At 64.2% G+C, this 15,325-nt stretch carries 14 protein-coding genes and 1 pseudogene; 7 read left to right on the forward strand and 8 right to left on the reverse strand.

Annotated elements, in window-relative coordinates:
• Positions 1 to 195: 195 nt before the first annotated feature.
• Together RBB84_RS18695 and RBB84_RS18700 are read right to left on the reverse strand one after the other, a co-directional pair.
• Entirely contained in the window at positions 196 to 1,407 is a 1,212-nt protein-coding gene (locus RBB84_RS18695; protein WP_138845936.1) for a hypothetical protein, read from the reverse strand.
• Positions 1,408 to 1,854: 447 nt separating this feature from the next.
• Entirely contained in the window at positions 1,855 to 1,977 is a 123-nt protein-coding gene (locus tag RBB84_RS18700) for a hypothetical protein (protein ID WP_265579977.1), read from the reverse strand.
• A gap of 375 nt (positions 1,978 to 2,352) precedes the next feature.
• Here RBB84_RS18700 and RBB84_RS18705 point away from each other — a divergent pair, with 375 nt between their 5' ends.
• Positions 2,353 to 5,034 carry an FtsK/SpoIIIE domain-containing protein gene (locus RBB84_RS18705; RefSeq protein WP_193904177.1) on the forward strand — a complete coding sequence of 894 codons (2,682 nt, stop codon included), beginning with the start codon at positions 2,353 to 2,355 and terminating at the stop codon, positions 5,032 to 5,034.
• Positions 5,035 to 5,171: 137 nt separating this feature from the next.
• Here the strand turns inward: RBB84_RS18705 and RBB84_RS18710 are convergent, their stop codons facing one another.
• A complete protein-coding gene (locus RBB84_RS18710) occupies positions 5,172 to 8,942 on the reverse strand; it encodes a zinc-ribbon domain-containing protein (protein ID WP_350247689.1) in 3,771 nt (1,256 codons plus the stop codon).
• Between the two features lie 114 nt (positions 8,943 to 9,056).
• A pseudogene (locus RBB84_RS18715) lies at positions 9,057 to 9,422 on the reverse strand (zinc-ribbon domain-containing protein); the annotation flags it as partial.
• 161 nt (positions 9,423 to 9,583) lie between these two features.
• Here RBB84_RS18715 and RBB84_RS18720 point away from each other — a divergent pair.
• Genes RBB84_RS18720 through RBB84_RS18735 form a run of 4 tightly spaced genes read left to right on the forward strand, consistent with a single transcriptional unit; the run spans position 9,584 to position 11,266 of the window.
• Positions 9,584 to 9,922, forward strand: coding sequence for a hypothetical protein (locus RBB84_RS18720; protein ID WP_193904175.1), 339 nt, complete (start codon positions 9,584 to 9,586; stop codon positions 9,920 to 9,922).
• A complete protein-coding gene (locus RBB84_RS18725; RefSeq protein ID WP_350246424.1) occupies positions 9,922 to 10,218 on the forward strand; it encodes a hypothetical protein in 297 nt (98 codons plus the stop codon). Before RBB84_RS18720 ends, RBB84_RS18725 begins: the two co-directional genes overlap by 1 nt.
• Positions 10,215 to 10,478, forward strand: coding sequence for a hypothetical protein (locus RBB84_RS18730; protein WP_193904173.1), 264 nt, complete (start codon positions 10,215 to 10,217; stop codon positions 10,476 to 10,478). The genes RBB84_RS18725 and RBB84_RS18730 overlap by 4 nt, the downstream gene beginning before the upstream one ends.
• On the forward strand, positions 10,472 to 11,266 hold the full coding sequence (locus tag RBB84_RS18735) for a metal-dependent hydrolase (protein WP_193904172.1): 795 nt from the start codon (positions 10,472 to 10,474) through the stop codon (positions 11,264 to 11,266). Before RBB84_RS18730 ends, RBB84_RS18735 begins: the two co-directional genes overlap by 7 nt.
• Before the next feature lie 99 nt (positions 11,267 to 11,365).
• Here the strand turns inward: RBB84_RS18735 and RBB84_RS18740 are convergent, their stop codons facing one another.
• Together RBB84_RS18740 and RBB84_RS18745 are read right to left on the reverse strand one after the other, a co-directional pair.
• Positions 11,366 to 11,518, reverse strand: a complete 153-nt coding sequence (locus tag RBB84_RS18740; protein WP_169918160.1) for a hypothetical protein — start codon at positions 11,516 to 11,518, stop codon at positions 11,366 to 11,368.
• 95 nt (positions 11,519 to 11,613) lie between these two features.
• Positions 11,614 to 11,856: a hypothetical protein gene (locus tag RBB84_RS18745; protein ID WP_193904171.1), complete on the reverse strand. Its 243-nt coding sequence runs from the start codon at positions 11,854 to 11,856 to the stop codon at positions 11,614 to 11,616.
• Between the two features lie 160 nt (positions 11,857 to 12,016).
• Here RBB84_RS18745 and RBB84_RS18750 point away from each other — a divergent pair, with 160 nt between their 5' ends.
• Entirely contained in the window at positions 12,017 to 12,370 is a 354-nt protein-coding gene (locus RBB84_RS18750) for a hypothetical protein (RefSeq protein WP_193904170.1), read from the forward strand.
• A 13-nt stretch (positions 12,371 to 12,383) separates the two neighbouring features.
• Here the strand turns inward: RBB84_RS18750 and RBB84_RS18755 are convergent, their stop codons facing one another.
• Positions 12,384 to 13,424, reverse strand: coding sequence for a hypothetical protein (locus RBB84_RS18755; RefSeq protein ID WP_193904169.1), 1,041 nt, complete (start codon positions 13,422 to 13,424; stop codon positions 12,384 to 12,386).
• Between the two features lie 175 nt (positions 13,425 to 13,599).
• On the opposite strand from RBB84_RS18755, the gene RBB84_RS18760 reads away from it, so the two are divergent.
• Positions 13,600 to 14,079 carry a GNAT family N-acetyltransferase gene (locus RBB84_RS18760; RefSeq protein ID WP_350246427.1) on the forward strand — a complete coding sequence of 160 codons (480 nt, stop codon included), beginning with the start codon at positions 13,600 to 13,602 and terminating at the stop codon, positions 14,077 to 14,079.
• A gap of 18 nt (positions 14,080 to 14,097) precedes the next feature.
• On the opposite strand, the gene RBB84_RS18765 is transcribed toward RBB84_RS18760, so the two are convergent.
• Positions 14,098 to 15,291: an IS110 family transposase gene (locus RBB84_RS18765; protein ID WP_350246429.1), complete on the reverse strand. Its 1,194-nt coding sequence runs from the start codon at positions 15,289 to 15,291 to the stop codon at positions 14,098 to 14,100.
• Between the last annotated feature and the right edge of the window lie 34 nt (positions 15,292 to 15,325).

The following is a 15,325-nucleotide window of genomic DNA, read 5'->3' on the forward strand; positions in this document are numbered from 1 at the left end:
ACGAAGCGCTCGCTGGGCAGCGAGAAGACCTGCCGGTGTCACCGGCAGCGACCGCGCCGGTCCTCTGCCTCGGCTCGCCGGACAGAGGAATCATCGGATCTGCCCTGGATAGGCGTACGAGCTCGGCCCACCACCAAGTGGGGGGCCGAGCTCGTCGTTGCTACCCATGCTCCGGGCGGCCGTCCGAGGCCGGCGTCAGGCTGCCACGGCGCGCCTGCCACCGCGGCGAGCGTCGGCCCACCACTGATCGAAACGCTCGTGTTCCTTCTCGTGCGCGAGGGCGGGGGCGACTACGAAGAAGCGTTCGACCGTCGGGAACACCGGGCCGCGGCGGTACTGATAGATGCGGAGAATGCCATCCTCGCCGGTCTCTGCCTCGATCAGCCCCCTGCGAACGCCCTCATCGGCGAGCCGACGCAGCATGCCCTCCATCGCACTACGTGATCCTCGGCAACGGATCCGGACCGAACGTGCGGCGTTGCCCAGCTTCGTCGGGTCGGTTTTGCGGGGCCGCAGGATGCGCCGCACCTCGTAGAGGGCATGTTCGCGTTCGTCGAGATCGGCATCGAGTGCGTCCAGGACCACGTCGAGTTCGCCATGCGCGCGCACCACGTCGATCAGTCGGCGTCCGCCTACGAGTCCTTGGGTGGGATTCAGGGCCAGCGCTAGGTGCTCCATGAGCAGTGCGTGCGCCCCGACTGCAGGTTCGGCCGCGTAGCGACTCAGTACCGCAGCTCGACTCACGCGATTCTGCAGAGAATACGGGCAGAAAGTGCAGGCCGATTTACCTGGGCTGGTCCCGATAACGGACTGCGTGTACGCGACAGCGGCCGCTCGATCCCAGCCCCACTCGATCAAGGGGTACTCGCCGATCCGAAGCGAAGTGTTGTGCAACGCATCCTTAGCCGCCCGTGCGGTCTCCCCCGCTTCGAATCCGATCACGTGGCGGTATGGATTGCCTCGGGTGACACGGGAAATCACCGGGTCCAGCGCATCACCCTTGGAATGGACCGAGCAAAGCCTCGCCCCGCCAGACTGCGGAATCGTTCCAGCAGAAGTCATCTCGTCCCACAGGGAATAGTCACCCTCGAGGTACAACCGTGTCGGCGTACGGGAATCGTCCAGAATCACAACACCATCACCGGCGATGGTGGTGTGGCGCTGCGATCGCGCAACCTGGATGAGCCTGACCTGTGCGTCCGCGATCCGGGGCAGGACGTGCTGTTCGAGGACGGCCCGACTGGCTTCCCACTCGTTACCGGTCATCGCAACCACGATGACCAATTCGTCAAGGTCGAAATCGCGGCTGGTCGGATCCTCGAGCCACCGCAGGATGATGGCCGTCGAATCTTCGCCAAGGCCCCAAGAAAGCACGACCTTGGGTGCTGGGCCTTCAGCGATGGGCATTGCAGTGCATGAAATCGGCATGGGTGTGTGTCCTTGTCGCAGAGCAGATCCGATGCGACGAAGGTATGAACCGGACGAGAAGGTGTTTCAAGCCGAAAACCGTTCCCGCACAGACACCCTCGCCCCCTGGCGATCACCGCGCCAATGCAGTCAGCACGCGAGCCCAGGTGCTCGAACATCACCGCGGTGCCGTTCGTGCCGCGAGGTGGATTGCACTGTTGACGCAAGTGGCGACGTCAACCTCCAACGAGACGTTGCTTGCAGCCGGGGTAGCGACGTAATCGACCGGACTGTCGGCGTCCGCAGGACTTGCGGCGCGCTACGGACCACCTGTGACCGGCAGGAACGCAACTTCCGGCTGAGTCCTGCCGTACGGTGCCGGGCATGCAAGCGCGAACCCCCACGACCCGGAGCAGCCGGGAACGACCCGGATTTGGCACGCATCTGCTACTCGCGGCGCTCTTCGGGCTGCTGTGCATCTGGAACCTCGCCTCCGACTCCGTGGGCCCCGGGATTGGCTTCGGCGTCGTCGCCGTGTCCTGGCTCGTAGTGGGCTTCATTCGCAGACACCGACCTTCCTCCGGCAACAGAGACACCACGAGGTAAGCGGCAACCGGTGTTCTGACTCTCCCGAACGGAGGTGCTGCACCAGACGATGACGGCGCCACGTGCCCGGCGGTGGCGGAACGAATCGCCGGCTACGTACTTTCGCGGCATTCGGTACCGGAGCTTCCCCGACGACCATCCTCATGGACGAGTGGCCTCGCTGATTCCCGCCTGAACCGCGATCGCCGCGACCTCCAGGACGGCACGTACAGCCCGAAGTAGACCTCCTCGCACGGCGGCCACGTCACCGCCGAGACCGTTCAGACGATGTCGAGGAGGGCGGATAACTGCCCTCGTACGGTGTGGCCGTCCTGTTCGTCGACTGGGAGGCCGGAGCCGATGCCCACCCGATCCAAATTCGGTGCCCGCGCGGGTGCCGCCGCCAAGGCGAAGGCGAAGCAGAAGGGAACCGAAGTCCTACGAGACTGGCTGACCCTGACCTGGTTCACCGACTCGACTCCCCTGCTCGGCTTGCGCCGGTCAGTGTGGAACTGGCTTCTACTCGTCGCCACCGCAGCGACCGGCTACCTATCCGGTGCCACGATGCCGCTCCTGATCGCAGGCCTGCTGCTCCTCGGCGGTGCGGTGACTGTCGGGAGGGCTATGCGAGTGATGCCGGCCCGTCGGCGGTTCGTCGAGGGCCTGGTGGAGGACACCCGACAGGTCGCCGGGCATCCCCGCTCCACCACTGCGGTACGGGTGCCGGCCTCCTCGCGGATCAAGGTGTCGCGATGGGGTGCGAAGAACCGGCCGCTCGTGATGGACGTGACATTCGCGAAGACCGCTCCCGCGGCGCCACCCCTGGCCCGCGGACTACTGGAAAAGGCACTGGACCAGGTCCCCAGCCCCTACACCGAAAGCGGCGGTGGGTGGGTGTACTCCACCAATCCCAAGACTGGACAGCTCCGCGCCGAGGCGGTGCCGGCAGGGGACGAGCGCCTGTATCAGCAGCGCGAGATCGCATATCTACGCAGCAAATTCACCGACTGGTTCAAGCTGACGCCGAAGCACCTCACCGACGGGATGTACGACCTGCAGGTCACCGACTGGGCAACCCGAGAGCACCCCACCGAAGGACCCGTCCCCGTCCCCGCCGCCATCGCGTTCGCTTTCGGGTCGCACAACGTCGCTGCCCAGGACACCCGTGACGGCATCGAACGGGCCTGCGACGCCGAGTATCTGCGCGGGATCGAATGGATCTATACCTGGTCCGACGGCACCCTCGAGATCACCGGTGTCGATCCTGACTCCATCGGCGCCAAGCGCAAGCGGTCCGCTCGGTGGGTTGCCGATCTCATCGCAGGACAGGCCAAGGCTGCGCGTACGAAGGACTCGGCTACCTCGCGGGTCACCGGTTGGCAGGAGGAAGTCCACGGGGATCCGTGGGTGCCGATCGCGTTCACCGCGGACTTCGGGTCCGGCGCGTTCACGACCGGCCGCGACCAACGGGCGGTGGAGAACGTGATCGACGACGCCATGACCGCGTCCACTGCCGGCGTGGTGTGGGCCTACGAGTGGACGGTCGGTGCGACGACCACCGTCGAGGCGCGTGCCTTCCCGTCCAACCACATCGCAGCCCTGCGAAAGCTCGAACTCAAGCGGCTCCGCAGTGTCGTCGAGCAGAAGTTCGGCGGCCGTCGCAGCGATGTCGACGTCGAGGTGATCTCGTGGGAGCCCTGCGATGACGAGGCGCCCGTCGCATTGCCGGCGCAGGTCCGGGTGCGGTTCGGCGCGTTGGACGTCTCGAAGGCCGAGACCAAGGATGCGTTCGAACAGCACTACGACGGCCTATACACCGCGTGCGACTGGCACTACGACTGGCGCTCGGCCGAGGGGCTGGTCAATCTCACTGCAGTGCCACGACTGGCCAATGCAATCGCGTTCCCCGAGAACGGGACCCCGCTGTTCGAGGAGATGGTGGAGAAGTTCCGCGAGGGCAAGATCTACATCGGTCCGCAGAAGGGTGGTGGCGAATTTTATTGGGATCTCAATAAATGCGCGCATGGCCTTATCGGCGGCCGCACCGGCGCCGGCAAGAGCTGCAGCCTCGACATCATCCTGTTCTTGACGTTGTGGTGCAGCGACGTCGCCGAGATCATCGTCTGTGACCCCAAGCGAACCGACTTCACGTGGACTCCCGAGTTCCCCTCGGTTATCCGCTTCGCCGCCGGAGCGCTCGAGATCGTCGATGCCGTCGGATATGTGCGCCAGGAGATGGACCGCCGCCAGACGATCCTCAACAAGCGGGGCGTGCGAAACCTGCGCTACCTGCGGAAGTTGTATGCCGAGCATCCCGAGTTCGAGGCCGAGGACGGCCCCGCCCCGAAGCGGCTGATCCTGTTCTTCGACGAGCTCGCGAACTTCTGGATGAAGTCCGACAACGAGGACATCGAGGCACAGAAGGTGACCGCCCGGACCCAGATGGAGGAACTCGGACAGCTCGCCCGCGCTCTGGAGATCAACATGATCCTGGCGGCGCAGAAGCCCGACAAGGACCGCATGTCCACTCAGCTCAAGGAGATGTGCGAGTTCCGGCTTTGCGTCGGGCCGGTCAACGAGTACACCTCGAAGCAGATTCTCGACACGAATCACGGCACCCGATTCCCTGAGGAGGGAACACCGAAGGGGCGGGCCTGGGCCACCACCAGCGAACTCGGATTCCGCGTAGTGCAGGTGCCGTATCTTCCGAACTCCACCGAGGACGCACCCTGGCCTGCCTCGGTGGCGCCGCGGCCCGCGCATCCGATCACCGGGTCCAAGGACCGCCTGCGTGAACTGCTCGCCACGCAGGGGTACCAGCAGGTGATGGTCCCGAACTCCGATGGTGGACGAGAGCCCCGGTGGGTGCTGACCGACGAACCCATAGCCTCAGCACGACAACCGGTGCTCCGGGTGAGGATCGACAAGGCAGCTTCCGTGTCGGCGGCTGGCCCTCTACCGGCTCCTGCCGCGCCCGCAGCTGCCACGGTCGGGATTGCACCGGTGTCCGAAGATGAGGACGACTGGGACGATCCTTGGTGACCTCGCTTCTGTGAACTCTCCGGAAAGACATCTAGGCGAGGCGGACGACCCGTGGAGCAGAGCAATCAGGTTATGCACTGCACCACGGGGACGTTCGAACAGCCGAAGATAGCGCACGTCGTTGGTGCTGAGCCGCCTTACGATTCGTGTCCAGTTAGCTTCACGGGAAGACCGGCTCCCTGCGGATCAGAATCCGACTTGAGCGCACGGACAAAGGTGAACTGGCCCCGAGTTTGGACCCGGAACAGCTCGAAGCCGTAGCTTGCGACGACAGCGCGCAGACGACCCACGTCTGATCCGACGGACGAGGTTGGTTCGCACAGCCAGAGATGACCGTCGACCGGCAGGATCCTGTGTGCTTCCCGGAGGTAGTCCGGATGGTTCTTCCCCATCAATGCCAAGGACAGGACTGCGATGTCGACCGATGCGTCGTCCAGCGGCAGATCTGCGATGTCGCAGGCGGTGACACGAGCATCGAAAGCGACATGATCGAAAGGCAGGATGGTGTGGTCCGCCGTGACCCGTTCAGCGAGCAGCATCTCTCCGCAACCCATGTCCGCGACGACGCATGGCCGTTTCCGCTCGTTCAGCCAGCGCGCGAACTCGTATGCAGGTACGACCTCCCACTTTTTGCGTGCTTCCCTGTAGAGGGCGTGGTAACGATGCCATTCGGCTGGATCCTCGGTGAGCCTGGTGTGAGTGACCACCGAACTCGTCGTCGCCCACGCACCGTGGACCGTAGACAGTTCACTGAAACGGCGGAACTTCGCTGTCGGTGTCATCCTGTCGACATCGGCGCCGAGGAGTTGGTCGAGTGGCCGGCGCGAGGCCGTTTGGATTTGGTTATTTCGCAGTCTGCGAAGCCATTCGAGCGACGCTCGTGCTGCTTCCGTGGGACTGACCAGCACGCCCTTGGGAACCACCCCGTCAACGGCGCAGTCCGCCAAGGACTCCTTCATTTCGACCCGAGCCCACCGTTGCCCGCACCACGACCACCGCTCTGTTCCGTCCGCGGTAGGAACGTCGGCATAGGTGGTGGGGATGACGACCTTCACGGTCCTTGCCGCCTGTCCTTGGCGGTGGATGCGTCCAACAATTTGTTGGTAGTTGGCGTGGGTCCACGGCAATGTCGCGAAAATGAGGGTGTCGCAGACGTGCTGGAGTCCGTCCACACCGGTGGATATGGCTTCGGAACCGATTAGCACATCGACCTGCTCATCATCGGGAATGCGGTCACCATTGGGCCAGCGGCCGATGAACCGTGCATAGCCGGACTTGTCCTGGCCCGTGAACAGGCCGACTCGGAATCCGGCGGCTTCCAGTGTGCCGGTGATCTGCTCAATGATGCCGGTGACGAATTGGGTGTAGATCAGGGTTTTCCCGGTGGTACTGCAGTGGTCCACGATCACATCGAGCTTGTCTTCGACGAGCAACTGGTCCAGCGCTGACGGCACCGGTGACCGGCCCAGGGCGATGATGTCGTCGATGCGATGGGTGACGTCGAGCGATACGGTCGTGGCATCGAGCTGGGCGCTGTAGCTGGGTAGCCACCGTGAGCCCACTCGCGTCAGATATTGGTGGATTCGCATCGCATTCGGCACGGACCGTGCTGTGCCGAGGTCGTCGAGCTGCATCCCTTCCACGAGCTCAAGCAAGCTACGGGCTTCGTGCAGATCGTTGACCACCGGAGTGGCAGACATTGCGAGCACGGCGAGATGAGGGTTCGACCGCGCAGCCTCGACCGCGACACCGGCCAACACCGTTCGGCGTTGGGAGGGGTTGACCTTCTCTCGTTCCTTCACATAGTGGACTTCGTCTACGACGAGCATGTCGATGCGATGGTCGGCGATAAGTTGTTTCAGGGTGCCTTGATTGCCGGGCAGCCGATCGTAGTTGACGATCAGCCACCGCGGCCCCTGCTCGTTTGCCCATGTCGGTGTCAGGGTCCGCTGCGCTACCTGCGCATGAGGGAAGCAGTTCTCGACCGAGTTCACCCAGCCGGACACGACGTTATTAGGGCAGACGACAAGCACGAGACCACCATCTGTTCCCGCATCGAGGAGCCCTGCCGCAAGAATCGCCGAAACCGTTTTTCCCGCGCCCGTGCCAGACCAGTTGCCCACCCGTCGCCGGTTCAGCACCTGGACCGCGACATGGCGTTGCATCAGGTTCGGTTGCACTGTTTCGGTTGCGCCAGGGGGGATGAACGACCACCCCGCCGGCGGTACAAGCTCCAGAGCTTGGTCGTACTCCGTGCGGAATCGAACGCGAATGAGTTCCGAATACTGGTCGGCGCAGGGCGTACGGGTCTTGTCCAGCTCCGCCACGAGGCGGGACCGCTCTTCGACGGTGACAGTATCCGCGTCGAGCCGATATGCAATCTTCCAGATTTGCGCTGCCGCGGCAGCACTGAGGAAGTCGACTGTGTCCTCGTCTGCGTTGGCGAAGAACTTTTTTCCCATCGAGAGGATGTCCTCGACCCTGAGCTCTGGAAGCACAGACGAGTCGCTCCGTTGGTCCGCAGCCGGAAGGTCAGCCGATCCGGATGCAGCATCAATCACTTCCGCCGCGGTGGGGAGATGACCTTCCGGATCGAGCGCATCCAGCTCGTCCTCCGCGTCAGAGGGTGTTACGTCGTTCTCGGGTAGTGCGTCAGATCCCTCTCCTTCAGGTGTGCCTGTGTCAGGTTCGGCAACAAGGTCTTTCAAACGTGTCGGGTCGGTGAGGACTTTCCCGATGACGTCCGCCTTCGAGGAGGTCAGTACTCCGGCCTGCTGACAGACCGCGTACAACATGGCCGGTGTCATCGAGTCGGTGTACATGGCCAGGTCCGCGACGAAGCCTTCCAACCTTCGGGCGTTCCAGTACCTCCCCTGGCAATGACACCCCAATGGCCGAACAGCGCGGGTACGCCATTGCACCTTCATCTTGTACTTGTGCCCGTTCGGGCACACCCAATCAGCTTCGAAGTCCGATCCTGCAGCAACCTCAGCCGGAGTACGCCCCTTGTTTTCCTCGAAATCCCACTCGGCAACCAGATCCGGACGCGTCGTGGCGAGGTCGTTGACCCCCCGGAGCGCGAGCCTGCCCGAGCAATACGGGCAGCCTGTTCCGCCGTGGGTGCGGCTTACGATCACAGTTTCCCACTGGTGACCGGCCTTCTGGCACTTCCAGTGGATCATCTCGCTGCTTCCCGGACTGAACTGCTCCGGTCCACGACCGTTGTTCTCCTCGTAGTCCCACTCTGCAGCGACGACAGGGTAGTGCGTCTTCAGGTCGTTGTACCCAGGGAGTATCTGCTGGTTCTGACACACGGGACAACCATCGTTGCCGTTGGTGCGGGTCGCGATGATGGCTCGCCAAGAGTGACCACAACTACCCTTCCAGTGCACTTTGTGGTTGCTACTCACCGTGACCTGATCAGGTCGTAGATCCTTATTGTTCTCGCGATCCCACTCTGCAGCAATCCCGGGGCGCCGAGATTCTAAGTCGTTAAACCCGGCAAGTACTCGTCGTCCACTGCAGAAGGGACAGCCGCTACCGTTCTGAGTACGCTTGTTTACCTGCGTTTTCCATTGGTGGCCATGATTCCGACATTTCCAGTACACCGCCTTGTTGCTTCCTGGGGTGATCTGGTCAGGTCGCAGGTCCAACTTCTCCAAATTCGCCTCGAAGTCCCACTCCTGAACGAGGTGAGGAAACTGAGACTGGAAGTCATTGAATCCTGGAAGCACCACGTTGTTGGAACACACAGGACAACCGGTCCCCCCGCGGGTGCGCTCGGAAATCTTGGCGGACCACCGATGCCCATGCGCCAGGCACTTCCAGTACGCCTTCTTGTTGCTGCCAGCGACAACCGCCTCGGGCGTGAGCTCTTCGTTCTTCTCGTAGTCCCACTCGGCCGCCACCTTGGGAAACTGCGACGCAAGGTCATTGAACCCCGTCCAGACCCGCTGGTTGGAGCAATACGGACACCCCTGGGGCTTCTTCTGGGTGCGTTTGCTGATAGGGACTTCCCATGTATGTCCGTGCGCCTTACATCGCCAGTGCGCTGGCTTGTTACTTCCCGGGGTTACCTGGTCTGGCTTGAGGTCTTTGTTCGCGTCGTAGTCCCACTCCGCCGCCACCTCCGGGTACCGCGACGCAAGGTCGTTGAACCCCGCCAGTACTTGCTTACCTCCGCATACGGGGCATCCCCGCCCCTTGGTGCGGTTGTCGACTGACGCCGGCCACGTATGGCCATACGCCTTACACTTCCAACCCACGTTTTTCTTGCTTCCCGGCGTTATCTGGTCCGGTGTCAGGCCGCCGTTCGCGTCGTAGTCCCACTCGGCCGCCACCTCAGGGAACGCGGACAGAAGCGATCGAGGGTCAGAAGAACGTGTCACCGGCAGCTTCCTGATCTGTGCGTGCAGCTATTTCCAGGAGATTGTGTCGTTCACCGACCCCCTTCCATTACTCCAGGGGCCACTGATCACTGCACGAGACAGAACCCCAAACTGGAGAAGCCGGTTCGTACGGTTGTCGCCACCAATCGAAAGGACGCCTGATGACCACACCGAACCTGACCTCTTCGCTCTCGCACCGCCTCGACCGCCTCCGGGCATGGGCCAGTCAGCCGAAGGTTTTTCACGCGGCGGCCCTGACGGCGACTGTTCTGTCGGGCTGGAGCATGCTGCTGATCCTGTGGCTGGACTACGTCCCGGACGGTGTGGTCGAGGTGGTGGCATCTTGGCAGCGGGCCGATACCGAAGGGCGTATCCGTATAGCGTCGGCCGGGATAGGCATCGTGGTGGTCACTTGGGTGGCTCGGGTATCCATGCCCCAGGTCCAGAAGTGGCTGAAAGGGCCCAGCGGCTCGGACCGCGACTCTGCTGGTGATTGCTGATGGCGCCGCCGAGGAAAGGCCCGCGTGAAGGAATTGTCTCGCGGGTCGTGTTCTTCATCGTCTTCATCGGGATCGTCTTCGGGGTCTTCCAGTACGTGACCGGCGGCACCAAAGTCGGTGACGACGGGTGGTTCCGCACCGGCCAGCAGATGATCAGCGAGCTGTTCGATCGGGGCAGTGACACCGCCAAGGAACAGCTTGAGAAGGTCACCGACGGCGCCGGGACGCAGCTCGGCGAAACGATCCGCGACCAACTGTCGACCACCGCACCGGCATCGGAAGGGAACGACGGGTGAGCATCCTGAAGTACGTGCTGTGGGTGGCGGTCGGCCTCGGCGTGTTCCGCGGCTGGGTGAACTGGTCGGAGTCCGAGGGCATGGACTCGACAACCATCGTCCGGCTCTTCGAGACGGTTGTGAACACGATCGCCGACCTGACCTACCAGTGGCTGCCGGCCCTTTTCGACCTGATCGGCGGGAACCCTGTGACAGCACCGGACAGCGAGCCTGCCGTCGAGAGCCTCGCCCCGTCGATGGTGGGGGTGTCGTCATGGTGATGGGTCCGACACACGCGATGTCCGGCGCCGCGGTCGGACTCGCGGCCGCTGCGGTCCTCCCGACCGGCTGGGGTGGTCCGTCCTCGCTCGCCGAGACGTTCGCCTGGGCGGGGGTCTGTGCGGGATCAGCGCTGTTGCCCGATCTCGATCACCCGCAGTCGACAGTGGCCCGGTCGTTCGGCGTGGTCTCGCAGATGGCGTCCGAGTGCATCAATGCGGTGTCCGCGGCCTTCCACGGGTTGACCGGCACCCGGCGCGACGGAACCCGTTCGGACGGACACCGCACCCTCACTCACACGCTGCTGTTCGCAGTGGTCCTGGGCGTGGTTGTGTCGATGTTGGTCGCGACGTTCGGGAAGCCGGCGATTGTCGGGACGCTGTTCGTCACCCTCGGGCTCGCGATTCGGGGGCTGGCCGGGGACTGGTCGAAGAAGCAGGGTTGGCTCGCCGTCACACTCGCGGCCGCGTTGCTGTCGGTGATCGCGTGGCAGGCATTCCCCGCCGAGACCGGTTCGGTGTCCCTCGGGGTCGCTGTCGCGCTCGGGTGCATCACGCACTGCATCGGCGACGGCATCACCCGTGAGGGCATTCCGTTCCTCGCGCCGCTGGTGACGGTGAACGGCAAGCGTTGGTGGGAGTTCACGCTGCCCTCGCTGCTGCGGATCCACGCGAACGGGCCGTTCGAGAAGATCGTGCTGCTTCCGGCTCTCACAGCCGCGACGGTCGTCCTGGCTGTGCTGACGGTCCCGGGGTTCGAAGCGGTCGCCGACGCCGCAGCCGTCCGCTGATCACGGTGAGCACTCCGGGAGCGCCGATAGGCGTAGAAAGCACGAACGCAAGAAGGGTGTCACCCAGAGGAACCTCTGGGATGACACCCTTCTCGTGTATCAGGCGGCGAGTTCGCGTCGTACTGCTCGACGTTCCCGGCGGTTGGCGCGTTCCTTAATCCGCTTCACTTCTCCGGGCTTCCAGTTGGTGGCCCGGCGGCTCACGCGGGTGAAGGCGTCTCGTTCGTCTCCGCCGACGGTCTTGCGCTTCATGGCTGCTCCTGCCGTTCGCTGTGCTGTTGTGATGACACAACTTTCGCAACCGGTCGCCGTGGGTGTTTCAAACCGATAGGCCGTGCTCTGCCACGTCAGTTGGTGTCGCTGTCGTCGGCGGAATCGGCGACGCCGGCGCCTGGTGCCGGGCTCGATGAGTTGCCAAGGACGATCGTCCCGTTCATATCCGTGGGGAATGGTTCGACCTCGACCACCAGGGATTTTTCCGTCCCGTCGGGATCACCGTCGAACGGGTCGTCCCATGTCCGCCCGCTGAGGTGCAGGGCACTGGTGTTCTCCAGCGCTCGTCCCAGCCGTGCCCGTCGACTTCTCGCCACTCGCCTTGTCCTCCATTCGAATCGACCGTGCATTACGAGCCAAGTCACCCCAGATCCCGGACAGAATCTACGAGCGAGCCGCCGCGACGGTGAGTGAAACACATCGGCTGCGCGTGGGAGACCTTCGTGGAGCCCACTTCTCAACTGTTATGGAGGCTCCATGGCCACAACCCTGCCCGCCACTGACGCGAAGCACGGGGTACAGACGGAGATCGCCACGGATGCGTGGCACTACGGCTTCGTTCCAGCTCGCTACGAGCGCGCCAGCATCGAATGGATGCGTGCATACGCGGCAGTCTCGGAGGCTCACGCCAAGTACATGCGGTCGATCGGCTACTACCGGTGGGCGGCGTACCAGGGACGGACGTCGTACTACTCGTCCCGGCCGCTGCCGTTCTCGGCAGGCGGGCAACGCTCGTTCGTGTTCCTCGAAGACGGAACTGTCGTCGAAGTGTCCTCCTGCGGCTCTCAGCCGTACCGGCGGGTCAGCGACGGGTCCGTCGTCGGGGACTGACAGACCTGGGGCTTTACATCATTTCGGCGCGGTCCTGGGTGCACTCCTGGATGGCGCGGATCGCCTCACGGATCTGCGGGATCTCGCGCAGCAGCATGTCGACGTCGTCGAGGGCCTCGGAGAATGCGGTCAGTTCGGAATCGTCGCAGGCGTCGAGGAACTCGGGGAGCTTCTCGGCGACCTGGGACACCTCGGGCAGCTTGCGGCCCATCTCGTTGATCAGTCGCAGGGTGTCGGTGAACCGGATGAAGTCGTCGGTACGAGCGAGGGTTTCTGCCCATGACTGTCCCCCATCGGGGGCCATTGAACCGGTGGGTTGTGCGCCGAACGCCCCGAACGGATCGTCCACGTTGACGTCGATGCCGGTGTCGCGTTCGTGGTGGGGATCGGTGTTCGGCCAGTCGGTCGGATCATCGCCTTCCGACGCCGCAGGAACGTCCCCGTCCGCGCCCGAAGGGACCTGCGGGGCGGGAGCTGGGCCGTCGGTGTCCGGCGCTCCTGCGAAATCGGTGCTCGGGGTCGCCTCCGCGGCCGGCGGTGCGGGCGCGCGGCCGGCAGCTTCCGCGATTACCGACTCGACGATTTCCTGCACGGCCTCGCTGTCAGGCTGCTCCCCGCTATCCGCGGCGGCGATGACGCGGTTCTCGATCTGGGTGAGCATCGTGACGTCGTCGACACCGTTCTCCCTCGCGGCCCGCAGCGCCTTCTCCGCGACGTCCAGCTCAGTCGCATCCACTCCGGTGCGGGAGGACACCTCGTGGAGGAACAGGGCGGTGCGGGCCATGCGGTAGATATGCGCGCGCCCATAGGGTTTCCCGGTGCGTGGGTTGATCAGGCCGCCGTCCTTGAACTCACCGAGGATCAGGTCCTGTGGGTTGTCATAGCCGAGGGGCTCCCACGCTCGCCTTCGGAATATCTGCTGCATCGCGTCTTCGAAGCGGACAGCGGCTTCGGCGACCTCGCGGACGAGTGCGCGCGCTTCTTCTTCGGTGCACGGGCCGGCGTTGGGGTCGACGACGTCGTGTTCGTCGAGGGTGTCGACTGTGGTTGTCATGGGGCGTCCTCCCTGGGGCGTCTCGGATGGCCGCGACGTTAGCGGGGCGCTTCGCCAGCGTCAGGCGACCGACCGTGCGGTGCCCATGAGGCCGGGGGGTGTCCCTATGTTGATGTCAACCGCTCGGGGATGCCACTGGAGTGCGGTCCGGTAGGGGCTGGAATAGTCGACGTGCATGGAATCCGTTGTGACGCTGTCGGGTGGGGACGCGGGTGAGCTGCTGACGTTGCAGCGGGCTGCGTATGTGACTGAGGCTCAGGCCCACGATGACGTGAACCTTCCCCCGTTGATGCAGCCCTTCGCCGAGTTGGTGAGCGAGCTGACGCAGCCCGACGTTCTCGCGTTCGGGTTGCGCGATGACTCCCGGCGTCTCGTCGCCGCCGTGCGCGTGTATCTCTCTCTGCCGGAGCTTCACATCGCCGAGTTGGGACGGCTGGTCGTGGCCCCGGACATGCAGGGCCGGGGCCGGGGCAGTCGACTGCTCGAACTGGTGGAAGAGCGACTACCTGAGCAGATCACTGATCTGCAGTTGTTCACGGGTGAGCGCAGCCTCGGCAACCTGCGGCTCTACTCTCGGTTCGGTTATCAGGAAACGCACCGAACTCCGACTCCAGGCGGCTATGCGCTGGTCCATCTGGCGAAGCGAGTGCGTTAGCACGCCTGCTGGGCGTGATCACGCCGCGTCTGCGGTTGGTGGCTGGTAGAAGGTCTTGTTCTTGAGCATCGCGTGCAGGACGTCGCAGCGACGTCGGGCGAGGCAGATCAGGGCGGCGTTGTGTCTCTTGCCCTCGGCGCGTTTGCGGTCGTAGTAGGCGCGGCTGGTCGGGTCGTGCAGGGCCGCGAACGCGGACAGGAACAGGGCGCGTTTGAGTTTCCGGTTGCCCGAGCGGGCCGGGTGCTCGCCGCGGATCGAGGTGCCGGAGCGGTGGGTGACCGGGGCGATGCCGGCGTAGGCGGCGAGGTGCCCGGCCGAGGCGAAGTCCGAACCGTCACCGATCTCGATGAGGATGCGTGCTGCGGTCCTGACTCCGATGCCGGGCATCGAGGTCAGGACCTGGGAAAGAGGGTGCTCGTCGAGAATCCTCTCGACGTCGTCACCGATGGTTCTGCGTTGTTGCAGCACCTCTTTGAGCGAGTCGGCGAGTTTCGGCAGCACGATCTCGGCGGCCTTGCTGCCGGGAACCGTCACGGTCTGCGCGTCCAGGGCGGCGAAGATTTCCTCGGCCAACCTGGCGCCCATCCGCGGTGCGCGTTTGACCGCGAGGGTGGTGATTCGGCGTTTGCCGGCCTGTCGGATCCCGACCGGTCCGCCATAGCGGGACAGGATCTCGAGGACAGCCAGATGGTTGATCCGAGGTCCCAGTACTCGTTCGAGGGCAGGGTGGATGCCGGTGAGCAGTCCTCGGATGCGGTTGCTGACCCGGGTCGCCTCGCCGGCGAGGTCGTCGTCGAACCCGACGAGCACACCGAATTCGGTCAGGGTCTCGTCACCGACGTCGACCCGGCGCAGCGTGTGCGGCATGGTGCGGGCGGTATCGGCGATGATGAACGCATCGCGGGCATCGGTTTTCGCTTGCCCCGGATACAGGTCGGCGACCCGGCGCATCGACAACCCCGGCAGGTAGGCGACGTCGTGACCGCAAGCTCGGGCAACGGTGACCGGCAGCGCGCCGATCGTGTTCGGTTGATCGACGACCACCAGGATCGGCCCGTGTACGGCCAGATCCGCGAACACAGCCCGTAGTCGGGCCTCGTCGTTCGGCAGTGCCTTGTCGAACAGTCGGCCGCCGGCGGTGTCCAGCCCGACCGCGTGATGATCGCTTTTACCCACGTCGATGCCGCAAAACACGGCGTAACTCGTGTCCATGAAGCAGTCTTTCGTCCGGTCCTACCGGTCGCCG

Origin of the sequence: Rhodococcus sp. D-6, assembly GCF_040256695.1 — a bacterium.
In the GTDB taxonomy this organism is placed as follows: domain Bacteria; phylum Actinomycetota; class Actinomycetes; order Mycobacteriales; family Mycobacteriaceae; genus Rhodococcus; species Rhodococcus pyridinivorans.